The organism is Acidovorax temperans (assembly GCF_006716905.1).
In the GTDB taxonomy this organism is placed as follows: Bacteria; Pseudomonadota; Gammaproteobacteria; order Burkholderiales; family Burkholderiaceae_C; genus Acidovorax; species Acidovorax temperans.
The window spans coordinates 592,315-616,354 of record NZ_VFPV01000002.1 but is presented as its reverse complement, the minus strand read 5'-3'; the positions used below and the strand labels follow the sequence as shown (position 1 = coordinate 616,354).

Sequence of the window (24,040 nt, the reverse complement as noted above, 5' to 3'; positions counted from 1 at the left end):
CTGGCCGCCTCAACGGCGTTCAGACTCTACCGCGCTGGTCTGGTTTAAAGATACAAGCCCTGATAGAAGTTTTATTTTCCAACCAAGAGAGATCATGATGACAAGAAAAAACAACTGGCTTTTGACAGCGGTGCAGATGGGCCTATTGGCCTGGTCCGGCGCCACCTTGGCCGCCGACAAGGTGTATGTGGCCAACGAGGGGGCTGACACGGTGAGCGTGCTCGATGCTGCGTCGTTCAAGACACTGGCAAGCATGCGCGTCGGCAAGGCACCGCACAACGTGCAGGTATCGCCCGACGGCAAGGTCGTATGGGTGACCAATAACGGGGAGCCTGCTCAAACGGCCGACGCGTCGGAGCACAAGGAGATGGCCCAAGGCAGCCACGATGCGATGGGAAAGCCCGGCGCGGTTTGGGCCATCGATACCGCGACTAACGCAGTCGTCGCCAAGGTGCCGGTTGGCATGCACCCGGCCCATGTGGTGGTGTCGCCCGACGGCCGCTTCGCCTACATCACCAACGGCGGCGACAACACGGTCAGTGTGATCGACACAGCGGCGCGGAGCCTCGTGGCGACGATTCCGGTCGGCAAGTTTCCCCACGGTCTTCGCATCAGTCCGGACGGCAAGCAGGCCTACGTCGCCAACCTCAAGGGCGGAACGGTGTCGGTCATCGATACCGCCAGCCAGAAGGAGATCGCGCAAGTTCCTGCAGGCAAGGGGCCGGCTCAAGTGGGCTTCACGCCGGACGGGAGTCTTGTCTTGGTGTCGCTGTCGGAGGAAAACGCGGTCGCCGTGATCGACCCGGCTACGCGCAAGGTGATTCGCAAGGTTGCCGTCGGAACAGTCCCCATCCAGCTGTATGTCACGCCGGATTCGCGCACGCTGCTGGTGGCCAATCAGGGCACGCCCAAGAAGCCTGGCAAAACCGTCAGCCTGATTGAGCTGGAGAGTTTCAAGGTTGCCAAGACCGTCGTGACCGGCGCCGGTGCTCATGGCGTGGTTGTCGACCGTGAAGGCCGGTACGCCTACGTTACCAACATGTACGCCAATTCGGTTTCCGTGCTTGATGTGAAGGATCGCAAGGTTGTGAAGACCGTTCCGGTAGGCAAGACTCCCAACGGCATCAGCATTACGCCTTGACGGTTTGTCCGTCGCTTGCAGCTGTCCGGCAAGGTGCAAAAAAAGTAAAACAAGACAACCTGGGCGTTTACAGAAATGACGGTCATCGATATTCGCATTCAACGAATCACGCAGCTTTACGATTCATTGGACCCTTCGCCGCTCCATGAGAAAACACTGAGCCGTGCTGTGGAAAACTATATCGTTGACTGTGCGGGCGAGTATGGTTTAGATGAATCGCTTCGTCTCATTGTTCATGTCCCGACGTCGATCAGAGAGTACGAGGTGGAAATTGCAGGAGCGATCCATGCGCACTTTCAAGCGCAATATGCGCAGTGCAGGCGCCGGTATCGACGAAGGATGCGACAGGGCACTTCCTGTTAACGGGACTCGCCGTTCTGGGTACGACGCTGCTTGTACGGGCCTTATTGGGTAATCCTGGCAACAGCCAGGTACTTACGGCCATCAGCGAAGGGCTGTTGATTGTTGGCTGGGTGGCGATGTGGCGCCCGATCGAAGTACTCTTGTTTGAACGTATGGAAAATCACCAAAACATGGCGCTTTTTGATCGTCTTTCCCACATCGAAGTGGGGTTCGCCCTAGAGGAGACCGAGTTTGACCATGATGCAAAAAGTGGGCAGATAGGGGATCTGCGGGCACTCAGCGATTCGCCTGCGCGGAGCCCGAATGCGCGCGACGAATCTTTTTTTACGATAGCGCGTGCGCCATTCTATCGGTCGATGACCGCAGGCGTGGCGTCGGAGAATTTGAAATGAAATTGAGACCACTTGTCCTTGGCGTGGGAGGGGGATTGGTCTTGCTCGTGGTGGCTGGAATCCTCTATTTCTTCTTGAGTGCCGGTGGCAGGCGGGAGGCAGCGTTGACGCATACCTTGCGTCCTGATGATCCTCAGGTCTTGCAAGTAGGCGCTCGCATATACGCTCAGAACTGTGTCGCCTGCCACGGCACCAAGGGCGAAGGCCAGCCCAACTGGCGTGATCGCGGATCGGATGGCTTGCTTCCTGCGCCGCCGCACGATCCCAGCGGCCACACCTGGCACCATCCTGATGCGCAACTTTTTGCCATCACCAAGCATGGCCTTGCCAAGCTCATCGACCAGCCTGACTATCGCACCGCCATGCCGGTCTACGACGGCGTGTTGAGCGATGACGAGATCGTGGCCGTGCTGTCCTGGATCAAAGCGCAATGGCCGCTGGAGGTACAGCAGCGCCATGACGAGATCAACGCCCAATACCGCAAGTCCCTGCCTCGCTAGCTGTCGGGACGACGGCAGAAGCAGACTGAATCGCTTCAACATGATGAAAGACTTGACCTTGACATCATGGGAAGGCAAAAAATAGAACAAGCGTCTTGAAAGGCATTGACATGAACCATCACCCATCACCCATCACCCATCACCCATCACCCATCACCCATCACCCATCACCCACATCACCAGCCCTCGGGGGCCAGTCGGCTGCCGTTGACGACATCTCACCGAAGGCGGACGACTTGAAGGATCCTGTGTGCGGTATGAGCGTGACCTCCCAATCGCCTCATCAGGCCATGCATGACGATCATCACTACCGCTTTTGCAGCACGCACTGCCGCGACAAGTTCATTGCAGACCCTGTGCGCTATAGGGTGAGCGAGGCACCGGTCGGTACATAAAATGCCGGCGCGCTCTATGTGTGCCCCATGCTCCCTGAAGTGCGCCAGGATCACCCAGGGCGCTGCCCCAAGTGCCAAATGAACCTGGTGTTGGAAGACCAGGCCAAGGACGGAACTGATGGTGCTCATCATCACGCCCACCATGCGCAGGGCCATGCGCAGCCCGGGGCGACCACCGACAAGGCCGCAGAAATGCCGGCTGGCACAATCTATACCTGCCCCATGTATCCCGAGGTGCAACAGGATCATCCCGGCAATTGCCCTAAATGCGGCATGTCATTGGAGCCTATCATCCCCTTGGACGCGGAAGACAACAGTGAGCTGAAGGATTTTCAGCGACGCTTCTGGTGGACGTTGTCGCTCACGCTGATCGTCACCACCCTGGCCATGTTCGGCCATCGTCTGGGATGGTTCAACATGGCAACCCAGAGCTGGGTCGAGCTGGTGCTGTCGCTGCCGGTGGTGCTGTGGGCCGCCTGGCCGTTCTTTGTGCGTGGCTGGCAGTCCATCGTTCATCGAAGCCCGAACATGTGGACGCTGATCAGCCTGGGCACCGCGGCAGCTTTTGTCTACAGCGTCGCCGCCACGTTGGCGCCGGGCGTGTTTCCCGAATCGTTTGTTTCGATGGGTCGCGTGGCCTTGTACTTCGAGGCCGCCGTGGTCATCATTTCGCTGACGATGCTGGGTCAGATCCTCGAATTGAAGGCGCGTTCGCAAACCTCGGCGGCTATCAAGTCCTTACTCGGGTTGGCGCCCAAGACTGCGCGGCGCATCAACGCGGATGGAAGTGAGGAAGATGTGCAACTGAACCAGGTGCATGTCGGCGATCTACTGCGCGTGCGCCCTGGCGAGAAAGTCCCGGTCGATGGCGTCGTTACCGAAGGCCGCAGCGCGGTGGATGAATCCATGCTCACCGGCGAGCCCGTTCCGGTAACCAAGCGCTTGGGCGACAAACTGATCGGCGCCACGCTCAACACCAGCGGTGCTCTGGTGATGCGCTCGGAAAAAGTCGGTGCAGCGACCGTGCTGTCGCAGATCGTGCAGATGGTGGCCAATGCCCAGCGCTCGAAGGCACCGATGCAGCGCATGGCTGACGTGGTGGCTGGCAAGTTCGTTCTCGTGGTGGTGCTCATCGCGATCACCACCTTCTTCGTCTGGGGTCTGTTCGGTCCCGAGCCGAGCTGGGTGTTCGGTCTGATCAACGCCGTCGCAGTATTGATCATCGCCTGCCCCTGTGCGCTGGGGCTGGCCACGCCGATGTCGGTGATGGTGGCCACCGGACGCGCTGCCACACAAGGTGTTCTGTTCCGCGATGCTGGCGCGATCGAGAGAATGCGTGAAGTCGATACCTTGATCGTGGACAAGACCGGTACGCTGACAGAGGGCAAACCGACATTCGACACCGCCATTGCGGCCACAGGCTACACGCCTGATGAAGTGTTGCGTCTGGCGGCTAGTCTGGACCAAGGCAGCGAGCATCCGCTGGCCGACGCCATCGTCAGCGCGGCACGCGCCAAAAGTATGCCGCTCAGCAAGCCAACCGACTTCGATTCAGGCAGCGGCATTGGCGTGCGAGGCACCGTCGAAGGCAAGCGCCTGGCGCTGGGCAATACGGCGTTGATGGAGCAGGAGGGCGTGTCGGTTGCTGCATTGCAAGCAGATGGCGAACGCCTGCGCGGCGAAGGTGCCAGCATCATGCATCTGGCCGTTGATGGCCATTTTGCGGGCATTCTGGCGGTGACCGACTCCATCAAGGAGAGCACACACGAGGCCACCAAACCCTGCACGACAGCGGTCTGCGCATCATCATGACCACTGGCGATGGCCTCACCACGGCGAGGGCGGTCGGTGCCAGGCTACGCATCGATGAAGTGCACGGCGAGGTCAAGCCCGCCGACAAGTTGGCATTGGTGGAAAAACTGCAGAAGGAAGGCCACGTCGTCGCGATGGCGGGGGATGGCATCAACGATGCCCCGGCGCTGGCCAAGGCCGACGTTGGCGTTGCGATGGGGACGGGCACCGATGTGGCGATGAACAGCGGACAGATCACGCTGATCAAGGGTGACCTGCGCGGTATCGCTGCCTCACGTCAGATATCCATCGACACCGTGCGCAACATGCGGCAGAACTTGATGTTCGTCTTTGTCTACAACGGCATTGGTGTACCGATCGCCGCCGGCGTGCTCTACCCGTTCACCGGCTGGCTGCTGTCTCCGATGATCGCGGCACTGGCGATGAGCTTGAGTTCGGCTTCGGTGATCTTTAACGCACTGCGGTTGCGCGGCATGAAATGAACGGGTTCCAGTTGCTTCGTCGTGAGGGTCCCATTCTGGGCGCGCAGCTCGGTCTGTAGGTATTACACGGACGTCTCGCAATCACCGAAGAGAACGAAATGCACAAGCAGTTCGGTGCAACATACGACACATACGCCCAGGCTGCTGAAATACTGTTTCGAAAGAGGAAATTCGCAATTTTTAGGGTGCCTTACCCCTTGGTGACCTCAGAAAAATCGCTTGTGGGCCATTCTATGCGGGCGTTTTTTTCCAACCGAGGACGGCCAAGAGGTCTTTCAGCAGCCTGCTAGTGTGGTGTCTCAAAAGTAAGCATCAAATAATGGTACTCGCTGCCCGCGCCACAGATGCCAAGATGGTGTCCGCACTTTTATGCCACACGAACGGCTTGGGATCCTCGTTGTGACGATCAATGTATTCCCGTATGGATTGCTCCAGCTGAGCAACGCTGGTGTGGGCGCTGCGCTTGATCCACTGCTCGCTGATCTGGCTAAAGAAACGCTCGACCAGATTGAGCCAGGACGCTGAGGTGGGCGTGAAGTGAACGTGGTAGCGAGGATGGGCTGCTAGCCAGGCCCGCACTGCCTGCGTCTTGTGCGTGCCGTAGTTGTCCATGATCAGGTGGATGTCTTGTTCGCCAGGCACCGCTGCATCGATGGCTTTGAGGAACTGCAGGAATTCCACACTGCGGTGACGGCGCTTGAGCTGTCCTATGACTTTGCCAGTGGCCACATCCAGCGCTGCAAACAGCGACGTTGTGCCATGGCGCTTGTAATCGTGCGTGCGCGTGCTGGGTTTGCCAAACGTCAGTGGTAACCCTGGTTGGGTGCGATCCAGAGCCTGGATCTGGCTCTTCTCGTCCACGCACAGCACCAAGGCGCGATCGGGTGGTGCCATATACAGCCCCACCACATCCCGTACCTTGTCCACGAAATGGGGATCCGTCGATAGCTTGAAGGTTTCTTGCAGGTGCGGCTTCAGCCCAAAGGCATGCCAGATGCGCTGCACCGTCGCGGGCGATACGCCAGCGTGCCGACTCATCTGGCGCACGCTCCAGTGCGTGGCGTTGTCAGGCTTGCTCTGGCGAACCTTGTCCACAATGAGCTGAACCTGCTCGTCGCCCACACTGCGCGGGCGGCCAGCGCGCGGGGCATCGGTCAAACCCGCCAGACGATACGCCCGGTAGCGCCGCCGCCACTTGGAGACAGTTTGCACCGTCGTGCCCAAGCGTTGGGCAATCATGGTGCCCGACTCCCCATCTGCGCAGCCCAGCACGATTCGCATGCGCAGCTTCTCGTCCTCGGGCGCTTTGCGTACGCGCAGTCGCGCATGCAGCTCTGCGCGCTCGGCATCGGTGATCTGCAGCTTCGTGGCGGGGCGTCCAGGGTGGGCCATCAGCGTAGTCTCCTATAAGGAAGCTGATTCGACCAACACCGGTCAAAATAGTTCTATCTATTTTTGAGACACCACACTAGGGATGTCCTTACATGGACGTCTCCAGAAGAGCAAGATTCGGCGGCGTGAAGGTCTGAAGGGTTTGCAGTCTTACATACGGCCTGTCGGTGCAGGGTGTTCGTCCTGCTGGCCCTGATGGCATTCGCGGGTGAGGCTCCTGTCTGCACATCGGGCTTGATGCCCTGTATCCCTATCGGATTGCCCCCACCCCGGTTTGACCTGTTGACCCATCACACAAGCTTCTTGCATGCTCTCCTTCAAAACGGTTTCCTAGCGTTTGGTGTTCTCAGTTCATTGTGGTGGTCTCAGGCTGCGGCGAGGTCGACCGGATTCCATCTCACCTGGTCAAAGGCCTTGCCTTTGACCAGGACTGCCCAGACTGTTCGGGCCAGCTTGTTGGCCAGCGCCGCGACCACCACGCTGTATGGGCGGCGCAGTAACAGTCTCTCGATCCAGCCGCTTCGCTGACTCCTGGCAATCACGGCGCGAGCGCCGTGCATCAGCATGGTCCTCACATAAGGGTCTCCGCGTTTGGATATCCCCAACTGCCGGGTCTTCCCTCCGGTGCCAGTCTGTCGGGGCGTCAGTCCCAGCCAGGCGGCGAATTGCCTGCCGGACTCGAAGCTGGACAGGTCGGTTGCAGTAGATACCAAGGCTGTCGCCGTCAACGGACCGATGCCCGGTATGGCTTGCAGTGCCAGCATGTGCTGGTTTTGCTTGACCATCGAGGCCAGCCGTTTGTCCAGCTGATCGATATCGCACTGCAGGCTGTCGATACGACGCAGTTGATCCTGAATGCTGACGACCACCACTTCTGGCAGCCGCTGTTCCTGGGCTTTGGCCAGTGCGTCCTGAACGAGCTTGAGCAATGCCCGGTGCCCCTCAGGCAGCACGATTCCGAACTCGTAGAGCAACCCGCGCAGCGCGTTGGTTTGCATGATGCGCACCTTCATGAGCTGAGCGCGCATACGGTGCAGTGTCAGGCAAGCTTGCTGCTGCTCGTTCTTGACAGGCACGGCCTTGATGTGAGGTTGCTGGGCCGCTACCCAGATGGCCTGGGCATCACGGGCGTCAGTCTTGTCGCGCAGCACAAAGGCGCGAACATGCTTGGCGGGCAGCAGCTTGACCTCATGTCCCAGCGTCTGCAGCGTTCTGGCCCAGTGGTGCGCACCGCCACAAGCCTCCATCGCGACGAGGGACTTCTGACGATTGGCAAAGAATGCGGTTACTCGATCACGCCTGAGCTTGTGCCGGGTGACCTCGCCTGTCTGGGCATCCACGACGTGCAGCTGGAACACGTGCTTGGCAATATCCATTCCGATGACTGGCAGCGTTGCAGTAAATTGCATGGTGGGGCCTCCGGTTCAAAGGTGGTTGCGACGAACTTCCACTTTGGCACTTTGATGCCGTTACCGCCAGGCCCCACCTTGTATCGGGTAACAGGCCGACGGCGCCAACGGCGGTGTAGGTGGAGACGTCCATGCCATCTGAACAACTCGGATTAGTAAGTGCTACCGGTCCGTTTTTTAGATGACGCAATTGCAGCCGTTTTGCTCGCGTCGTGAAGCCATTTTTCACGCCCATTAAGGCCATTTGCCCCGCTTTTGCGGCCCCCTTGCCTGTTTGCAGACGCACTCATCCCTGCGCCGCCAGCAATTGGTGGCGCACCATCCACAGGTTCGATAGTGCAAACAGCGTCTTGAGCTGCAACGTGTTCTTCTTGAGCCCCCGGTAACGCACCTTGGTATAGCCAAACTGTCGTTTGATCACCCTGAAGGGGTGTTCCACCTTGGCCCGGATGCTGGCCTTGATCTTCTCCACTTGGTCTATGAGCGCATCAACGGGGTTGTTCTCTTTGTCCAGCTCTTTGCGCTTGCCTGGGCGCATCGCCACATGCCAGGTGACGTCCTTGCTGGCATCGGGGCGCTTGTGTGCGCCTTGGTAGCCCGCATCCCCAAAGACGTCTGTCTCCTGACCATGGAGCAAACTGTTGCCTTCCACCACATCAGACACGTTGCCCGAGGTGCCGATGACGGTGTGCACCAGCCCAGAGTCCGCGTCCACGCCGATATGGGCCTTCATGCCAAAGTGCCACTCGTTGCCCTTTTGGCTGGAGTGCATCTCTGGATCGCGCTTTCTGTCCTTGTTCTTGGTGGAACTCGGTGCTGCAATCAAGGTGGCGTCCACGGCTGTTCCGGCCTTGAGCAGCAAGCCCTGGGCTGCCAGCAGATCATTGACGGTGGCCAGAATCTGATCGGCCAGCTTATGTTTCTCCAGCCGGTGGCGAAACCTCAGGATGGTGCTCTCATCCGGTATTCGTCCATGGGCATCGAGCTGGGCAAACTCCCGGTAGATCGGGGTATCAAAGAAGGCTTCTTCCATCGCCAGATCTGACAAAGTGAACCACTGTTGCATGCAGTGGATGCGCAGCATGGTCTCCAGAGCAAAGGGTGGGCGACCGTTCTTGCCTTCGGGGTAATACGGCGTGATGAGCTCGACCAACGCAGCCCAGGGAACCACCAGATCCATCTGGGCAAGAAGCTCCTGCTTGCGGGCCTTCTTGGTACTCAGGCTCAGATCAAGGCTGCTTTGCTTCATGGCCGTGAGATTGCCATCGCCTGCTGACTCCTACCAAACATCGGGGGAAGTTTTGCAGGATTTCCCTAATGTGAACTTATTTTTTCGCGGGCGCGAAAATGAGTGGGTGGCAGCCCTTTGACTTCATAGTTCTACTTACTTGTTCACGGTCAATAGCGGCTGAGACAGCGCAACATAGTTTGAGACGAGGCAATAGTGTCTGCGACCCATGGCCCTGTGATAGCCGTCACTATGCAGCGGTTGCCATCCACGAAACGGCAGCGAGCACGCACTTTCGGCAAAATTCGGTCATCCACATACCGGGAACTGACGACCGCTCGATGCCGAATGGAGCAACTAAGTATTTGCTACTCAATGTCCGGCGAAGGCTTGTTGCTGGCGTTCAACTGTGAACCTAGATCACTGTGGCGTTGGGATCACGAAGGACGCATCGTGTGCCTGCTAGCGTCCTTACCCTTGGGCAAGTTCGCATCCCAACTGCAGTAGCTTACATCCATGCTCTCTTGACTCAACGCCCTCAGCTATCACCGTTTTACCAAAGGTCTTCGCCAAACCGATGACCCCTTGCACGATGGTCAGGCAGCGGCCTCCAGCCTAAATAACCAGGCAGAAGACCTGATCAGAGCGGTGGCTGTTTTTAAGGTGCCATCTGGCCGCAATTTTCTAGCGCTTGCGGCATAGAGAAGAACAACAGCTTGAGGAATCAAAGCGCGCGCGACTTGACGAAGGCAGTCGGCGCTGTGGCTGTTCGTGCTCACCTTCGTTTCGAGCCGGACGCCGCATGACACATCAGTGCTCGGCAGGGATGCTGCACGTATGTAGCCATGGGCAGTGAATGGGGTATCAGGAAACCTGCTCCGAATAGGAGCGCAGTTCTGGCTACCCGGTGATTCCCCTCCCCTAATACTCTGGGAAGCTGCGCAGCAGTCCCCGCAGGGGATGAGCGAATAGCGAAACCTGGAAGGAAACGACCCGCCTCCAGGCGGGGCAGCGCCGCGTTTTTTCAGCGCTCCAAGACAGGCGAAGCAATCGCTTTGAAAACCCTTCTGATCGGCTCTGGATCAGGCTTGGCGGGTATGAAGTGCATCCCTTCAAACAACCGTCCGTGCGTGCCACTGACAGCGCTTGCCGCATTCCATTCGCGGGCTGATACCTTTGCATAGTTCAGCTTCACCCCCTGCTTAAAGGCCAGCTCCTGCATGAAAACCTGCAAGCTGCGCCCGTTGCCTTCGGGAAATGGGTGGATGCGGTTGGCCTCAATGAAGATCAAGGCCAGAGCCTCGCATTTCTCCTCAAAGCTGAGCTGCCTGGCATCGGCAAAACTTTGCGTCTGCAGCTCCAGTGCCTGCCAATCGCTCACGATGGCATCAGGCTCTGCAAAACGGGTAACGCCGCCCAGCTCAGCGCGCTTGGAGGATGGAACTGTGCGGATTTTCCCCGCCCACTCATAAACGTCTTGAAAAAGATGCCTATGAATCGCGGCCAGCCTCTGCAGCCCAAAGCCAGAAACCTCAAGCTGAACGTGTCCACCCAGAATCTCAATGCTTCGTGCCGTGGTGAAACCGTACTCCGCAACATGCAGAGCCTGCGCATCGGTTTGCCCCAGGAGATTTTTGAATACGCCGTTGCTATCGGTGTAGGCGTTAGCCATGGGTGCATGAAGCCCATGAGCGTGATTCGACAAATCCGCTCATGGTTTTATGTTCACGCACATAGCCACTCATTTCGGCAATGAGCTGGGGAATGGTCACGCGCCCATCCAAAATGGCAGCGTTGACCACCCTACTCTCAGGCGTCGGTTCAAACCCTTCCAGCGCAAAAATCGCGTCGGTCTGAGCCATAGCCTCCCGAGTTCTTTCGCGCAGTGCTGCATCCATGTCAATTCTCCAAGGTTGAACAAATTCTAGCCCTCTCAACACAGGAGGGCTATTGGCTGCGTCAGCGCTCCAAATCCCGCTCTTGTGAGCGGCGGGACACCCGCTCAGGCTCCGCACGGACAACCTTCGCGGCATCGCCGCGCTCGATGCTGGCCGCCACGTTCTCGCGCACCCGAGCCATCACCGTTTCGCGCTGCTGCGCGGTCAAGCGCTCAGAGTTCGTTTTGGCCTCAATCGCCCGCACGTTGGCATAAGCCGTCGCCAGCTCGGGAAACTGCCGCATAGCGGCCTCTGGCTTTTCCTGGCGGAATACCTCTGCCGCAAGCAGCGAACGCGCATTGCGCTGCATCTCTGCAATTCGGCCCACCTCTTCGGGCGTAGCCTTGCGCTCAGGGCGTGCCAGCTTGTCGGCCAGCGCATCAAAACCCGCAGCGTACTCGCGGCGCTCTTGCAACGTCATGGGCCGGGTGCGCTCTGCCTTCATGGCTTGGTCAGCGCCTGGCGCAGAGCGCCAGGCGCCGTTTTCAAGTCGGTTTTCATAGATCGGCTGCGCTGACTTGTCATACAGCACCAGGCGATCCACCAGATTGCCACGCTCAGCAGCGCCTACCGTTGCATGAACCCCCGCATAGGCCTCGTCGTGCTTGTCTTTGGTGGAGAAGCGGCCAAAGCCGCTGGCCTCCTTTTGCCCCTCATAGCGCTCATGAATACGTTGCTCACTGACGGCAGCAGCTACGGCCATCACATGCAGTTCGACCCGGTAGCCCGCTTGACGAAGGCCAACGGTCATCTTGGCCAGGGCTTCTGGATCACGCGAAGTTTGGTCAATGATGATGTTGCGCCGCCCCTCCACTCCATCGCGCAAAAGCCTATTCGCCCAAGGGCCGCAGTCCGCATGGGTGAGGTTGGCGGCATTGCGGTCGTCAGTTCGCATCAGCCTGCTGTAATCAGTGTACGACGAACATAGCCATCTTCCCCCCCCTGTGGGTAGCTCGGATCCGATGTCTCGCCTCAGGAATGATTGTCGGCATCGGATTTTCATTCGGCGCCGAGCGGGCATCCGACTTCTAGCCGGTGAGGACAAGACGAATCTAGCGAGCGAGTTTCGACTTTCGATGGAAACACTGACTCGCATCCTCAGGACAACCCCGGGTCTTCGGGAAGCACGGAACCGTTCTCGCTTCGAGCGTCGGAGAACAGCGGCGCGCAAGGAATGGCATGAGCTACTCGCAAGTGACCCCGGTCTGACCGCCAAAGCGGCACGATCCATAGCACCTGCCACCTACACCTGGCTTTACCGCAACGACCGCGAGTGGCTTAAATCGTCAAGCCACGCCTTGAAGACCTCAGTCAGCACGAACCATGCGCAACAGAAGATGAAAAACAAAGTAGAGCGCCGATCAACAGCGCTACGACAGCTTCTGGATCTGAGTACCTGACTTCAAACGTGATCGCAGATTACCCTTGCGACAACGCACTTGAGCTTCCTGATTGGAAACGGCCCCTCCCGCCTGTAAATCGGTATGTCTTCGCAATGAACGTTGTGCAGCGGTACGCGCTGTAGTCAACCAGAGAAAGCACCTGAAGACCGGACGGCCAAGCCGCTCTCAGCAAGCTGGAAATCACGCAATTGCACGAAGTGCGGCTCGTCAACCTCGGACGATCAGATGCGTGGGCACCATCTTGCGGATCTCACGCCGCGCGTGGTCGATGAAAGGCTTGAGAACCAGGGTCGAGGAGTTTCTCGGTGAGATGACCATCGAGTAATCGGTCAAGATGTCTGGCTTGAAGGGGATGAACCTGACCTGGTCACCGGTGTAGCCAGTGGCCGTCAGCGGATCGATGATGGAAATTCCTGCGCCCGCTTCGACTAATCGGATCACGACTGACGAGATTTGCGTTTCGACATTGATCCTTCTGTTCACGCCGTAGGAAAGCATCAAGGAGTCGATCTTCATGCGTGTCTCCATCAGCGGCGCCATGGAGATGAAGCTTTCTCCCTCGAAATCTTCCGGGTTCAGGACCTTGCGGGTCGCCAGTCGATGCCCGACAGGAATCACTCCAACCATCTTGGCCGAAACAAGGGTCTCACTATTGCCATGCCTCGTCGCATGAACGGGCACCATGGCGAATCCCAGATTGCAGCGTCCGCTCTGGACCATATCCAGAACGGTTGAAGAGCTATGCATGTGCATTGTGATCAAGGTCTCTGGACGCTCCAGGCTGAAGCTGGCGATGGCGCGTGGCAGGAAGGACAAGGCCATGTTGGGGGCCGCGGCGATCTCCAGGTGGCCCAGCTTCAGTGCCTTGATGCCGCTTGCCGCATTCGCGATCCGCTCGATCCCCATCAACGACTGATTGACGTCGGCAAAAAGCAGTGTGGCCTCTGGCGTTGGAGCGAGGCGTCCCTTGTCTCGGGTAAACAGCGCAATCGCGATGCGCTGCTCCAGGTCGGCAATCAGGCGGGTGACGACGGGTTGAGTCACCCCAAGCATCTCGGCGGCACCGGTGACGGTCCTGCGCACCATGACCGCCCGAAAAGCCTCCAAGTGGCGCAGCGTGATTTTCATGCTCATAGTATTTAGACATGGTTTTATTGCAAGATGCTATTTTAATGACATTTTAAAGAAAAAAAGTTCAATAAAAACAATGATTTAGCATCGAAAAAAGAGGTATTGCATAAAAACATTGACTATGGTTTTTACCCTGGCGACCTGAGGTGATCTTGCTTACGATGAAGGCTGTCTTGAAGCAAACAACAGACGGTTCGCAGCCATCGCAACTCACCTCTCGGTCAATGAACCCTCATTTCCATTCACCCCAGGCGATCCACTTGACGGCGCTGCTGAACCCTGGTGGTTCTGGCAATGCGGGGACCGCGCGCAGCCTGCGCATCGACCCGAAGAAGAAAGGTCTTTGAACATGCAGCGTGAATACGACGTGATCGTTGCGGGCGCCGGAATCGTGGGCGCCGCCATTGCATACGGCCTGGCCGGGTACGACAAGCGGGTCTTGATGCTCGATGGTGCCGACACGGACTACCGGGCGGCAAAGGCCAACTTCGGCTTGGTATGGGTCCAAGGAAAGGGTTACCGCTACCCCGAGTACCACCGGCTGTCGGCGGCGGCGGCTGATGCATGGCCGGAGTTTGCTGCGGGACTGGAGGCAGAGACGGGAATTTCACTGGACTACCAAACCGGCGCCGGTCTGAAGTTCTGCCTGAGCGACGACGAGTTGTCTGCTCGCGCCAAGATGCTGGATGCTTGGGCAGCTGAGACGCCAGAACTGGCCCCCTCCGTGCGGATTCTTGATCGCAGCGAACTGGCGCGTCGTTACCCCACCATACGACTCGGCCCTGACGTCGTGGGCGCGAGCCTGGGGGAGCAGGACGGTCAGGCGAACCCGCTTCGACTCCTGGCTGCACTCCAAGCCGCCTTCCAGCGCCGGGGCGGCATGGTGCGCAACGGGCACCCTGTGACCTCGATCAAGCCCTTGGCAGGCGGCGGCTTTGAGGTTAAGACCAGTGAGCAAACGGCCCGAGCCGAACGTGTAGTGATCGCTGCCGGCCTTGGGTCGGTGGCGCTCGGGAGAATGATCGGACTGGACGTCCCCTTGCATCCCGAGCGAGGACAGATCCTCGTGACCGAGCGCCTGGCGCCTGTCCTGCCTGTACCCGCAAGCGGGCTGCGTCAAACCGGCGAGGGCACAGTGATGATCGGCGTGACTCAGGAGGACGTGGGGTATGACCTGAGTACCACTTCCGCCGCAGCTGTGAGGATGACCCGAAAAGCACTTCGCATCCTCCCTGAATTGGGCAAAGCGCGCCTGGTGCGTCAATGGTCGTGCCTGCGAGTGATGACGCCGGATGGGTACCCCGTCTATGCCAGCTCCCCGATGTACCCAGGCGCGGAGATCGCAACTTGCCACTCTGGGGTGACGCTCGCTTCATTCCACGCTGGCCCCTACGCGCAGGCATTGGCCAGCGGCCGTCATCTCCAGACTCTCAATGCCTTTCCTCTCGAGCGATTCAATGTTTCGAAAAATCAGTCCCCCCAGCACACCACCGCTGACGCTCACCATTGATGGGAAGTCAGTCACTGCCGAGCGCGGTGAAACGGTGGCATCCGTGATGATGCGTCAGGCGAACCCCAGCTGCCGCCACACGCCCGTTCACGGCAGTTCGCGTGCACCGTTTTGCATGATGGGCGTGTGCTTCGACTGCCTGGCAATCGTCGACGGTGCGTCGTCAACTCAGACCTGCCTGGTCCCGGTCGCCGAAGGCATGTGCGTTGAGCGTCAACTCGGCCGGCCGAAGGTGGCGTCATGAGATCCTTTGATGCGGTGGTGGTGGGCGCGGGCCCGGCCGGAATGAGCGCAGCGATTGGGCTGCGGGCTCATGGCCTTTCCGTTCTGGTCGTCGACGAGCAGCCAGCGCCTGGCGGACAGATCTGGCGTGCTGTAGAGGCGGTGGCACCAACGACTACTGGCGCCCTGTTGGGCGAGGAGTACCTTGCCGGAGCCGAGCTCGCCTCGCGTTTTCGATCCTGTGGTGCGAGCTATGAGCCTGAGACCAGGGTTTGGCAGGTCGAGTCCGAATGGAAGGTCTACATGACCCGCAGGGGTCAGGCGGAATTGGTGGAAACTGGCCATGTGATCTTGGCCATGGGCGCGCAGGAGCGACCCGCGCCATTCCCGGGCTGGACTTTGCCTGGTGTCATGACCGTCGGATCGGCCCAGATTCTGCTCAAGACATCGCGACAAATCCCCTCGGAGCCCGTATGGGTCGTTGGCAGCGGGCCGCTACCCCTGCTTTACATGGCTCAATTGATCCGAGCTGGAGGCAAGATCGCCGGGTGGTTGGATACGTCGCCCGCTGGCGGCTGGCGCCGTGCGTTGCCTTGGATCGGTGCGGCCATGGCCAGCTCCAAGGACCTCCTCAAGGGGTTGGCCTGGATGAGGGAACTTCAAGCCGCCGGAGTCAAACGCGTGCGCGGTGTCACGGCTGTTCGCGCCCTGGGCCAGGATCGTTTGCAGGAGATTGAATACATCCAGGCCAATGGCAAGACCATGCGCGTGCCGGCCAGCTTGCTTCTGTCCCATGAAGGCGTCGTGCCTTCGATTCACATGACGCAGGCGCTCGGGTGTGACCACGAATGGAGCTCGCAGCAGGCGTGTCTGGCGCCGGTTCTCGACGAATGGGGGCAAACCGACAAGCCAGGCATTTACGTGGCAGGCGACGGCGCTGGGATTGGCGGCGCCTATGCCGCCTGTGTACGCGGGGAGCTAGTGGCACTTGGAGTGGCTAAGCGAGCTGGCCGCCTGTCGAGCGAGGCAGCGTCGGTGCAAGCGGCGCCCCTTCGCGAAAAACTGAAGAAGTTGTTGCGGCTGCGCCCCATGCTGGACGCCCTGTACCCGCCGCGCGCAAACATCGCGACGCCAACCGACGACACCGTCGTCTGCCGGTGCGAGGAGCTGACTGCCGGCGACATTCGCAAAGCCGCTGCCATCGGTCAGCCCGGTCCGAACCAGCTTAAGGCATATACACGTGCGGGCATGGGGCCCTGCCAAGGCCGTCAATGCGGCTACACCATCGCGCACATCCTTGCCCAGGAGCAAGGCCGAACGGTCGCCGATGTGGGTTTTTATCGCATCCGGCCGCCGCTCAAGCCGGTGACGCTTGCGGAACTGGCAACGTTGAACATCGACGAGCAGGAAGCATGAACACGGCAAACCATGTAGTCATCTCAGTGAGGGCCTGCTGCACAGGCCCAAGGCGCCAGGGCTGTAACAAGACAAGAGGGGCTTGTCCCTCACCATTCGTAAAGGAAAAATTTATGCGACTGAATATCTCGACCATTGGACGTAAGAACATCTTGCTGGCACTGTGCTTTGCTGGGGCGCTCCAGGCGGCACACGCGGAGTACCCTGAAAAGCCCGTCCGCTGGATCATCCCGGGGGCCGCGGGCGGCGCGGCCGATGCCACCGCCCGCATCATTGCCAATGCGGTGAGCGCGCGCTGGGGACAGCCGATCGTCATCGATAACCGTCCGGGGGCCACCGGCACGATCGCCAATGACGCAACGGCGAAAGCCAAACCGGACGGGTACACCTTGGGTCAAGCGACCATGTCGACCTACGTGATGTCCAACCATGTGCTTCCCCGCCTTCCCTACAAACCCGCAGAAGATTTCACCAACATCGCCAAGTTGTGCACCAGCCCCTACCTCCTGGGCGTGACGCAGAGCCTGCCGGTGAACTCGGTGTCCGAGTTGGTCGCCCACGCCAAGGCCCGGCCCACCGAGTTGAACTATGGCTCCTCTGGTAACGGATCTGCACTGCATGTGGCGACGGAGCTTTTCCGCTCGAGCGCAGGCATCAAGATCACCCATGTGCCCTACAAAAGCGTTCCGGCTTCAGAGATGGACCTGATTGGCGGCCAGATCCAGATGATGATCGGCAACTTCGCCACGATGGCCACCCATGTGCAGTCCGGCAAGGTCCGTGCGCTCGCCATCACCGGCCCCAAGCGCTCGCCCCTGTTGCCCAATGTGCCGACGATGGCCGAAGCCGGAATCCCTGCCGCCGAGCTCACGACCTGGATTGGCGTGATGGCACCCGCGAAGCTGCCGCCTGCCATTGCCAAGAAGATCCATGAGGAGTTCACCGCTGCGGTGAAGGACCCGAAGGTCATCAAGCAGCTTGCCGATATCGGGTGCGATGTCGACCCGACGACTATGGAAAACTTCGACCGTCTGGTCCAGTCGGAAAACGCGCGCTGGGGCGCCGTTGTCCGTCAAAACAACATCACCGCAGACTGATACAGGCAAGTCGGGGGACCCATGGTCTCCCGCTGCCGTTGTTTTCATCCGGGACACGGCACACGGCGCTGGCTCGGGATTTTCTTGTGGCGCTCGGTAGGTGAATCCCTATAAGCCGAAAGGGCTGAGCGTATGCGAAACGAAGATGGAAGAAAAGTGAACCGGATCAAAGTCGGAATTGTGGGTGCCGGGAGCATCGGCTTGGCGAGCGCGGCCTGGGCCGCCCAGCGCGGTCATGGGGTTTCGGTGTGGGCACCTAGCGGCAGCGCAAATGCGCTGCGAGACGAGCCGTTGAGCGCAATGGGTGCATTGGAAGCGACGCTTGCCGTGGGGGCCACCGATAGCGCGCAGACGCTGGCGGCACAGTCCGACGTTATCCTGATTGCTGTCCCACTCAATGCCCATAAGGCAGTGATGGACGCACTTTTGCCGAATCTACGGTCCGGGCAGCTGGTGATTGTCAGTTCCATGGGATCGTTGTCATCGCTGTACCTGTATGAGCGCGCGGTCGCGCGTGGAATTGCCCTTTGTGTTGCGAGCTTCGGCACGACCGCCCTCACGGCGCGGCGCAAGGGGCCGGCTCAGGTGAACATCATGACTCGGCGCAGCCAGGTTGCGATCTCCTGTCTGCCACAGACGGCCGCCCCTCAGGCGCTCGCTGCTTGTGAAGCGCTGTTTGGCGACGGGTTCAACGTGGAAGAAGACCCGCTTGTCTCCAGCCTTGCGAATACCAGCGCTATCACACACGTGCCGCTCGCATTGTTCAATTGGACGAGGATTGAGCGAGCAGAAAACTGGCCCCAGTATCACTACATGACGCCTCGCGTGTCCTGCGCCATTGAGGCCATCGACGCTGAACGCCTGGCCGTTGCCGGTGCATTCGGTATCGAGGTGCGCAGCGTCAAGCAACACTTCTCGCAATCGTTCAAGACCGAAGGGGATCGCCTAGCAGGCCGTTGAAAAAGTGGGCATCGAACGCATCAGGGACACTGTTTTCGAAGAAACGAGTGGCCCAGACGCGTCTGCGCAGCGATTGCACCGGCCAATCTGGCCTGTTTGCAGGCCATCTCGCCCATTTCGGGCGCACGTATCCCCGGGCTCACGCATGATGCGCGTCCCACCAGCCGCCGATGCTGCCCATGCGCACCAGGTTGTAGGTGGCAAAGCACAGCAGCGCCTGACCCGTGAGCTTGGCCTGACCGATGAGCTTGGTCTTGGCCAGACCACCCACGGTCTTGATCCAGCCAAAGGCCTCCTCAATGCGCTTGCGCACCTTCTGACTGGTCTTGTAGCCCTCGTGTCGGGTGATCCGGGCATCCACCGCCGAGTGCTTGTCCTTGGCCGCCACGTGCGGCGTGACCTTGAGCTTTCGGCAGCCCTTGATGAAGGCCTTGCTGTCGTAGCCCTTGTCGGCCCCGACCGTAGCCCGCTTGTTCTTGTTGTCCCGACGCTTCAACATGGCCAGCGCCGCCTCGCGCTCGGCGGTGCCGCTGGCATGGGTGATCTCCACGTCCACGATCAACCCGTTGCGGTTTTCCATCAGGATGTGGCCCATGTGGCACAGGCGGGACTTGTCGCCCTGGCTCTTCTTGAACAGGCGGGCATCGGCGTCCGTGGTACTGGCGTGGGTGTCGTTGCAGCGCTGCTGTCCTTTGAAGTCCACCTCGGGATTGCGCCCCTCAGTCGGGGTTTGGTCGTCGTCCCGGCGCTTGAAACTTTTGTGCGAGGCCCAGGCCTCGATCAGCGTGCCGTCCACGCTGAAGTGTTCGTCGCTGGTCAACTTCGCCCAATCGGCGGTGTGCTTGACCCGCTCGAAAAAGGCGCGGGCCAAGTCTTCGTTGAAGAGCCGCTCGCGGTTGGCGCTGAAGGTGGAGTGGTCCCAGACCTTGTCCTCGATGTTCAGGCCCACGAACCAGCGGTACAGCAGGTTGTAGTTGACCGCTTCGACCAACTGGCGCTCGCTGCGGATGGAGAACAGGATCTGCAGCAGCAGGGCCTTGAGCAGCATCTCCGGCGGCACCGAGGGGCGGCCCCGGCGGGCGTACACCGCGTCGAACTCGCGGTTCATCGTCGCCAGCAGCGCATCGACTGCGGCGCGCAGTTTGCGCAGCGGGTGTGTCTGCGGCACGCGCTCTTCAAGGCTGATGTAGCTGAACATCGCCCCCTGGAAGTCTTGGTTGCCTCTCATCGTCCTCGTCTGGGTTGTTCGCCGATGGCTTCAGATCGTACTGGCCGACGCCAGCGTCGGCGGGGGATTTTTCAACGGCCTGCTAAGGGGAAGCGGTCTCTAGTCAGTGAGCCGTGCACCGCAGTCCGATGGATTGATGGAAGATAGCACGACCCCAAGCGCATGATCCTTGTAGATGCTGGCATGTGTTGCCACCTTGGGCAGAGGAGAACCGCTTGCTGCTAGTCCCCGCCTGCCCAGGGCGCCCAGACATTTACGGAGCGCGGCAGATGCAGCAGGGTCAAGACAGCGCCATATTGCTCGGCATGGATCTTCATCTCGCGAAGCGACGCATCTGCGCTGGCATGCGGAAACCATATCGAAGCTGGAATCTGGGTTCCCGCCCGGTCGTCCTTAATCTTAACGTTCGCGGCGAGTGAGCCATCCGGTACAGGGATGACGTTGCTGCGCGTGCGGAAGAACGCGCCGGCTTTGCTCGCAGGTTCGCTCGACCACGCCCAGTTCATGAAACCGTCCCTGGACATCACCAGGACTGCCTTCTCGTCCGTGTACTGCAGCCATTTCAGAATCGCCGCCGTCAAAGACACTCCGTAACGATCGGCGCAGTGGCCCAGCAAGTCCAGATCGACAGCGGTAGTGACCTGCTTGCGGTAGTCGTCAAGTGGCATCAACAAGTACGAAGCGAACAGATCTGCTTGCCCCTCAATGTCCTTGTCATCCTGCGACCAGTTCACCATGTCGGCGTCGCTGCACTGGAACGACTCCCGGGCCTGCCGGTGCAGGATGTAATGCCCGAGCTCGTGCGCCTGCGTAAAACGCACTCGCCCTGGAGAAGAGACTCCTTCGTTGTACAGCAGCAGCCACTCCTTGCGTCCGTCACCAGGGAACAAAGCGCCGTCAAATCCCTTGATGTTGGCCGCTAGCACCTGGGTGATCGGATCGCTCCAGCCAAAGATGCGCGCTGTCTCCATCGCTAGGGATGGCACATCTACTGGGAAACGATCCACGCCATGCGCAGCGCTGAACACCTCGGCCAATTTCGCCAGCCGATTGGCTGCTCGCTGCGGCGTCCAGACCTCCGTCATCACGGGCTCTTCTTGAAAGTGTCCAGTATCTTGCGAAGTTGCTCTTTGGCGTCCGGCTCAAGCTTTTGGTAGCCGCGAAAAAAAGCCTCGTCCAGATGGCGCTCTTCCGGTGCGCGAACGTCCTCTTCAAGGAAATAGGCAGCCGCGACGCCGAGCGCGTCCGCCAGAGCCGTGAGCTTCTCAGCCGACGGCCGCTGCGATTCCCGGTTCTCGAGTTCCCAAAGGTAGCTTTTGCTGAGCCCAGCCAGGTCAGCCAGCTTATCAAGCGTCAGTCCACGCTGCTTGCGCAGTTCGCGCAGCTTCTCGCCGAGACGTGTTGCCATGGTCCGTCTCCTGTCCAAGTGTGATGGAACGAGGGTATCACGATACCGAACTTTTTATTTGACATCCGAGTAAACAGGCGTACCATCTGGTCGTGTTCACGATTCCGAACTTTTTATCATGACTCGCTGACCCGAGCCGCTGCGCCAGAAGGAGCCATTCAGATGTCCCGTACCCATATCGACCATCGCGACCTCGTACGGTTCGCTGAAGATAAGGTCAATCTGCCCAAAGACAAGGCCGACGAATACCGTGCGCAGGCACGGCGGTTACGCGAGAAGTTGGAGGGATACCTGTCCGAGCACCCCGATTTCTCGCTGAAGCGAATCCAGTTATCCGGCAGCTTGGCGAAGGGCACGGCGCTGCGCTCGCTCAACGATATCGACATGGCTGTCTATGTCAGCGGCTCGGATGCACCATACGACACGCGGGCACTTCTGGATTACCTGGCAGAGCGGCTGCGCAAGGCGTTCCCCAACTTCAGCCCGGACCAAGTCAAGCCGCAGACCTACTCCGTCACGGTGTCATTTCGCGGGACCGGGCTGGATGTGGACGTCGTGCCAGTCCTGTACGCTGGCCTGCCAGACTGGCGTGGCGATCTGATCAGCCAGGATGACGGCTCCTTCCTGGAAACCAGTATTCCGCTGCATCTTGACTTCGCCAAGAAGCGCAAGGAGGCCCAGCCAAATCACTTCGCGCAGGTCGTGCGCCTGGTGAAATTTTGGGCTCGACGCATGAAGCAGGAGCGTGACGGCTTCCGATTCAAGTCCTTCATGATCGAGATGATCCTGGCCAAGCTGTGCGACGACGGCGTGGATTTCTCGGACTACCCCGAAGCGCTGCAGTCGTTCTTCACCTACGTGGCGAAGTCCGGCCTCCGCGAACGCATTGTCTTTGAGGATCACTACAAGGCGTCGAGCGTCGCCAAGCTCAACGACCCAATCCAGATCATCGACCCGATCAATGCGAGCAACAACGTGGCGCGGCTGTACACCGCCGAGAACGCCGATGAGATCGTGGAGGCCGCTCTGGATGCTGGCGATGCCATCGACTCTGCTCTGGCAGCACCGAACAAGGAGCTGACGGTTTACTACTGGCAGAAAGTTTTCGGCCCTTCTTTCCAAGGTTGAACATCATGAGCTACAGCTTCACCGCGACTGAAACCAAGACCTTCACACTGACCCATGCGCGCCACCTCGCCGCCAAGGTGGCGGCGGACCTCAAGCGTTTGCAGCGTTTGTATGGGCATATCACCGACGAACGCATCAATGAGTTTGAATGCGAGGTCACCGAACTGCTGCGCCAGGGTTACCTGGGCACCGTTACCTACGGCTTTCAGCGCAACGACCTCTGGATCGAACCGACTTTGCGGTACACGGCAAGTGAACTGGCAAACAGCGGCGGTGACGACGATCCCGGACGTGTACCGCCTGGCAAAGACATCAGTGGCGCGAAGTTTCACAGCTATTTGACGTACAGCGCGGCATGGGACGCCTTGACCGCGGATCAACGTGCGGCGGTCAAGGGCCAGCTGCCGTTGCAGCGCGTGAGCGGGTCGCAGTCTGCGGTCAGCAACGGCTACTTTGCCGACGACAAGACCTATGCATCTGGCGGCCGGTCGCTCGGCCGCGCCAGCGTGAGGAGCTATTGATGAGCCAGCAATCCAACCTCCAAGGCTTGTTTGAGCGTCCGACAACATTGCCCGATCCCGACGCCCAAGGCCGCCTCGCGCGCCTGGTGGGCATGGATGACAAGATCAAGCGCCTGGCGAACGTACTGGGCGTACTGATCAACCCGACAGGGCTGCGGAAATGGCAGGACAAGCACCATGCCGATGCCAGCGCTCTGCTCGATGCTGTCATTCGCCGCCCGCCGCTGGTCGTTCTCTCGGGCGATGTGGGCTCAGGCAAGACGGAGTTGGCAGAGACCATCGGTGACAAGGTCGCGCGGCAGGAGGACATCGACATCACGCTGTTGCCGTTGAGCCTTTCGTCGCGCGGTCAAGGCCGCGTCGGCGAGATGACCCAACTGGTTTCTTCCGCGTTCGAGCACGCGTTCCACGAGGCGAGCAAGTTCAAGTCGGCCAAGGGCGCCGCACGCGGAGGCGTCATCCTGCTGGTCGATGAAGCCGACGCCTTGGCACAGTCACGTGAATCCGACCAGATGCACCATGAGGACCGGGCCGGCGTGAATGCATTCATCCGCGGCATCGATCGCTTTGCGAACGGTGGGCTTCCTGCCGTGGTACTGATGTGCACCAATCGATTGAATGCGCTGGACCCGGCCGTGCGTCGCCGTGCAGCGGACATCCTGGTGTTTGAGCGACCCAGCGCCGAGCAACGGCTTGAAGTGCTTTCGCGCCGCTTGAGAAGTGCCGGATTCTGCGAGACTGATCTGCAGGCGCTGGTCGTGGCAACGGGCGAGCAGCCCAGGCGCGCCTACGGATTCACGTATTCAGACATCACGCAACGGTTGCTGCCGGCCATCGTGCTGGACGCCTACCCGGACGGACCCATCAAGCCATCGCGCGCCATTGAACTGGCCCGGTCGATCTTGCCGACGCCGCCGTTTCGCGATTCGTGAATCTGGGACACGGCCCCATCCGAACTGACAAAG

23 protein-coding genes and 2 pseudogenes are annotated in these 24,040 nt (G+C 59.7%); 14 read left to right on the top strand and 11 right to left on the bottom strand.

From position 1 onward, the window contains the following. The first annotated feature begins 94 nt into the window (after window positions 1-94). From BDD18_RS11055 to BDD18_RS11035, 4 genes and pseudogenes are all read left to right on the top strand, one after another. Window positions 95-1,141, top strand: a complete 1,047-nt coding sequence (locus tag BDD18_RS11055) for a YVTN family beta-propeller repeat protein (RefSeq protein ID WP_142083232.1) — start codon at window positions 95-97, stop codon at window positions 1,139-1,141. Window positions 1,142-1,455: 314 nt separating this feature from the next. Next, entirely contained in the window at window positions 1,456-1,896 is a 441-nt protein-coding gene (locus BDD18_RS11050) for a hypothetical protein (protein WP_142083231.1), read from the top strand. Window positions 1,897-2,036: 140 nt separating this feature from the next. Continuing rightward, window positions 2,037-2,396 carry a c-type cytochrome gene (locus BDD18_RS11045; protein WP_420837316.1) on the top strand — a complete coding sequence of 120 codons (360 nt, stop codon included), beginning with the start codon at window positions 2,037-2,039 and terminating at the stop codon, window positions 2,394-2,396. A gap of 257 nt (window positions 2,397-2,653) precedes the next feature. Further along, window positions 2,654-5,085 (top strand): annotated as a pseudogene (locus BDD18_RS11035) (heavy metal translocating P-type ATPase). A 312-nt stretch (window positions 5,086-5,397) separates the two neighbouring features. Here BDD18_RS11035 and BDD18_RS11025 read toward each other — a convergent pair. From BDD18_RS11025 to BDD18_RS10995, 7 genes and pseudogenes are all read right to left on the bottom strand, one after another. Continuing rightward, window positions 5,398-6,477 (bottom strand): IS630 family transposase, encoded by a 1,080-nt coding sequence (locus BDD18_RS11025; RefSeq protein ID WP_005801445.1) that lies wholly within the window; start codon window positions 6,475-6,477, stop codon window positions 5,398-5,400. Between the two features lie 365 nt (window positions 6,478-6,842). After that, a complete protein-coding gene (locus BDD18_RS11020) occupies window positions 6,843-7,886 on the bottom strand; it encodes an IS110 family RNA-guided transposase (protein ID WP_066695817.1) in 1,044 nt (347 codons plus the stop codon). Between the two features lie 286 nt (window positions 7,887-8,172). After that, entirely contained in the window at window positions 8,173-9,135 is a 963-nt protein-coding gene (locus BDD18_RS11015; RefSeq protein WP_066692818.1) for an IS5 family transposase, read from the bottom strand. A 453-nt stretch (window positions 9,136-9,588) separates the two neighbouring features. Then, window positions 9,589-9,714: pseudogene (locus BDD18_RS22490) on the bottom strand (EAL domain-containing protein); the annotation flags it as partial. Window positions 9,715-10,138: 424 nt separating this feature from the next. Next, window positions 10,139-10,786, bottom strand: coding sequence for a Fic/DOC family protein (locus tag BDD18_RS11005; RefSeq protein ID WP_066692823.1), 648 nt, complete (start codon window positions 10,784-10,786; stop codon window positions 10,139-10,141). After that, complete coding sequence (locus tag BDD18_RS11000; protein ID WP_066692827.1) at window positions 10,779-11,012, bottom strand: antitoxin VbhA family protein; 234 nt, start codon at window positions 11,010-11,012, stop codon at window positions 10,779-10,781. The genes BDD18_RS11005 and BDD18_RS11000 overlap by 8 nt, the downstream gene beginning before the upstream one ends. A 61-nt stretch (window positions 11,013-11,073) precedes the next feature. Next, window positions 11,074-12,054 (bottom strand): zeta toxin family protein, encoded by a 981-nt coding sequence (locus BDD18_RS10995; RefSeq protein WP_276490624.1) that lies wholly within the window; start codon window positions 12,052-12,054, stop codon window positions 11,074-11,076. Here BDD18_RS10995 and BDD18_RS22925 point away from each other — a divergent pair. Further along, complete coding sequence (locus BDD18_RS22925; protein WP_082758670.1) at window positions 12,014-12,451, top strand: TnsD family Tn7-like transposition protein; 438 nt, start codon at window positions 12,014-12,016, stop codon at window positions 12,449-12,451. The two genes, BDD18_RS10995 and BDD18_RS22925, sit on opposite strands and share 41 nt — an antisense overlap. Before the next feature lie 210 nt (window positions 12,452-12,661). Here BDD18_RS22925 and BDD18_RS10985 read toward each other — a convergent pair whose 3' ends face one another. After that, complete coding sequence (locus BDD18_RS10985) at window positions 12,662-13,582, bottom strand: LysR substrate-binding domain-containing protein (RefSeq protein WP_244939066.1); 921 nt, start codon at window positions 13,580-13,582, stop codon at window positions 12,662-12,664. A 149-nt stretch (window positions 13,583-13,731) separates the two neighbouring features. Between BDD18_RS10985 and BDD18_RS22090 the strand changes: the two genes are divergently transcribed. From BDD18_RS22090 to BDD18_RS10960, 6 genes are all read left to right on the top strand, one after another. Next, a complete protein-coding gene (locus tag BDD18_RS22090; protein ID WP_170207402.1) occupies window positions 13,732-13,932 on the top strand; it encodes a hypothetical protein in 201 nt (66 codons plus the stop codon). Window positions 13,933-13,934: 2 nt separating this feature from the next. Further along, window positions 13,935-15,095, top strand: coding sequence for an NAD(P)/FAD-dependent oxidoreductase (locus BDD18_RS10980; protein WP_066692832.1), 1,161 nt, complete (start codon window positions 13,935-13,937; stop codon window positions 15,093-15,095). Further along, on the top strand, window positions 15,019-15,339 hold the full coding sequence (locus BDD18_RS10975; RefSeq protein ID WP_338071810.1) for a (2Fe-2S)-binding protein: 321 nt from the start codon (window positions 15,019-15,021) through the stop codon (window positions 15,337-15,339). Before BDD18_RS10980 ends, BDD18_RS10975 begins: the two co-directional genes overlap by 77 nt. After that, window positions 15,336-16,733 carry an NAD(P)/FAD-dependent oxidoreductase gene (locus tag BDD18_RS10970; protein ID WP_142083229.1) on the top strand — a complete coding sequence of 466 codons (1,398 nt, stop codon included), beginning with the start codon at window positions 15,336-15,338 and terminating at the stop codon, window positions 16,731-16,733. Before BDD18_RS10975 ends, BDD18_RS10970 begins: the two co-directional genes overlap by 4 nt. A 113-nt stretch (window positions 16,734-16,846) precedes the next feature. After that, a complete protein-coding gene (locus BDD18_RS10965; protein WP_142083228.1) occupies window positions 16,847-17,830 on the top strand; it encodes a Bug family tripartite tricarboxylate transporter substrate binding protein in 984 nt (327 codons plus the stop codon). Between the two features lie 132 nt (window positions 17,831-17,962). Continuing rightward, window positions 17,963-18,790, top strand: coding sequence for an NAD/NADP octopine/nopaline dehydrogenase family protein (locus BDD18_RS10960; RefSeq protein WP_142083226.1), 828 nt, complete (start codon window positions 17,963-17,965; stop codon window positions 18,788-18,790). A gap of 139 nt (window positions 18,791-18,929) precedes the next feature. Here the strand turns inward: BDD18_RS10960 and BDD18_RS10950 are convergent, their stop codons facing one another. The 3 genes from BDD18_RS10950 to BDD18_RS10940 all read right to left on the bottom strand — a co-directional run bounded on the left by BDD18_RS10950 (window position 18,930) and on the right by BDD18_RS10940 (window position 21,426). After that, on the bottom strand, window positions 18,930-20,018 hold the full coding sequence (locus BDD18_RS10950) for an IS5 family transposase (RefSeq protein ID WP_142083224.1): 1,089 nt from the start codon (window positions 20,016-20,018) through the stop codon (window positions 18,930-18,932). 221 nt (window positions 20,019-20,239) lie between these two features. After that, a complete protein-coding gene (locus tag BDD18_RS10945; RefSeq protein WP_142083223.1) occupies window positions 20,240-21,103 on the bottom strand; it encodes an ImmA/IrrE family metallo-endopeptidase in 864 nt (287 codons plus the stop codon). Then, window positions 21,103-21,426 (bottom strand): helix-turn-helix domain-containing protein, encoded by a 324-nt coding sequence (locus BDD18_RS10940; protein ID WP_142083220.1) that lies wholly within the window; start codon window positions 21,424-21,426, stop codon window positions 21,103-21,105. The genes BDD18_RS10945 and BDD18_RS10940 overlap by 1 nt, the downstream gene beginning before the upstream one ends. A gap of 162 nt (window positions 21,427-21,588) precedes the next feature. On the opposite strand from BDD18_RS10940, the gene BDD18_RS10935 reads away from it, so the two are divergent. The 3 genes from BDD18_RS10935 to BDD18_RS10925 are packed head-to-tail and all read left to right on the top strand — an operon-like array spanning window position 21,589 to window position 24,007. Continuing rightward, on the top strand, window positions 21,589-22,554 hold the full coding sequence (locus BDD18_RS10935; RefSeq protein WP_142083218.1) for a CBASS oligonucleotide cyclase: 966 nt from the start codon (window positions 21,589-21,591) through the stop codon (window positions 22,552-22,554). A 5-nt stretch (window positions 22,555-22,559) separates the two neighbouring features. After that, window positions 22,560-23,075: an HORMA-1 domain-containing protein gene (locus BDD18_RS10930; protein WP_142083217.1), complete on the top strand. Its 516-nt coding sequence runs from the start codon at window positions 22,560-22,562 to the stop codon at window positions 23,073-23,075. Continuing rightward, complete coding sequence (locus BDD18_RS10925) at window positions 23,075-24,007, top strand: AAA family ATPase (RefSeq protein WP_142083215.1); 933 nt, start codon at window positions 23,075-23,077, stop codon at window positions 24,005-24,007. The genes BDD18_RS10930 and BDD18_RS10925 overlap by 1 nt, the downstream gene beginning before the upstream one ends. The last annotated feature ends 33 nt before the right edge of the window (window positions 24,008-24,040 follow it).

Coding starts and splice junctions, on each gene's coding strand:
- BDD18_RS11055 (WP_142083232.1), top strand. CDS start 95: ATGATGACAAGAAAAAACAACTGGCTTTTGACAGCGGTGCAGATGGGC.
- BDD18_RS10960 (WP_142083226.1), top strand. CDS start 17,963: ATGCGAAACGAAGATGGAAGAAAAGTGAACCGGATCAAAGTCGGAATT.
- BDD18_RS11015 (WP_066692818.1), bottom strand. CDS start 9,135: ATGAAGCAAAGCAGCCTTGATCTGAGCCTGAGTACCAAGAAGGCCCGC.
- BDD18_RS10945 (WP_142083223.1), bottom strand. CDS start 21,103: ATGACGGAGGTCTGGACGCCGCAGCGAGCAGCCAATCGGCTGGCGAAA.
- BDD18_RS11000 (WP_066692827.1), bottom strand. CDS start 11,012: ATGGATGCAGCACTGCGCGAAAGAACTCGGGAGGCTATGGCTCAGACC.
- BDD18_RS11020 (WP_066695817.1), bottom strand. CDS start 7,886: ATGCAATTTACTGCAACGCTGCCAGTCATCGGAATGGATATTGCCAAG.
- BDD18_RS10980 (WP_066692832.1), top strand. CDS start 13,935: ATGCAGCGTGAATACGACGTGATCGTTGCGGGCGCCGGAATCGTGGGC.
- BDD18_RS10970 (WP_142083229.1), top strand. CDS start 15,336: ATGAGATCCTTTGATGCGGTGGTGGTGGGCGCGGGCCCGGCCGGAATG.
- BDD18_RS10940 (WP_142083220.1), bottom strand. CDS start 21,426: ATGGCAACACGTCTCGGCGAGAAGCTGCGCGAACTGCGCAAGCAGCGT.
- BDD18_RS10995 (WP_276490624.1), bottom strand. CDS start 12,054: ATGAAAATCCGATGCCGACAATCATTCCTGAGGCGAGACATCGGATCC.
- BDD18_RS10935 (WP_142083218.1), top strand. CDS start 21,589: ATGTCCCGTACCCATATCGACCATCGCGACCTCGTACGGTTCGCTGAA.
- BDD18_RS11025 (WP_005801445.1), bottom strand. CDS start 6,477: ATGGCCCACCCTGGACGCCCCGCCACGAAGCTGCAGATCACCGATGCC.
- BDD18_RS10925 (WP_142083215.1), top strand. CDS start 23,075: ATGAGCCAGCAATCCAACCTCCAAGGCTTGTTTGAGCGTCCGACAACA.
- BDD18_RS10975 (WP_338071810.1), top strand. CDS start 15,019: ATGCCTTTCCTCTCGAGCGATTCAATGTTTCGAAAAATCAGTCCCCCC.
- BDD18_RS10985 (WP_244939066.1), bottom strand. CDS start 13,582: ATGAAAATCACGCTGCGCCACTTGGAGGCTTTTCGGGCGGTCATGGTG.
- BDD18_RS22925 (WP_082758670.1), top strand. CDS start 12,014: ATGTCTCGCCTCAGGAATGATTGTCGGCATCGGATTTTCATTCGGCGC.
- BDD18_RS10950 (WP_142083224.1), bottom strand. CDS start 20,018: ATGAGAGGCAACCAAGACTTCCAGGGGGCGATGTTCAGCTACATCAGC.
- BDD18_RS11005 (WP_066692823.1), bottom strand. CDS start 10,786: ATGGCTAACGCCTACACCGATAGCAACGGCGTATTCAAAAATCTCCTG.
- BDD18_RS10930 (WP_142083217.1), top strand. CDS start 22,560: ATGAGCTACAGCTTCACCGCGACTGAAACCAAGACCTTCACACTGACC.
- BDD18_RS10965 (WP_142083228.1), top strand. CDS start 16,847: ATGCGACTGAATATCTCGACCATTGGACGTAAGAACATCTTGCTGGCA.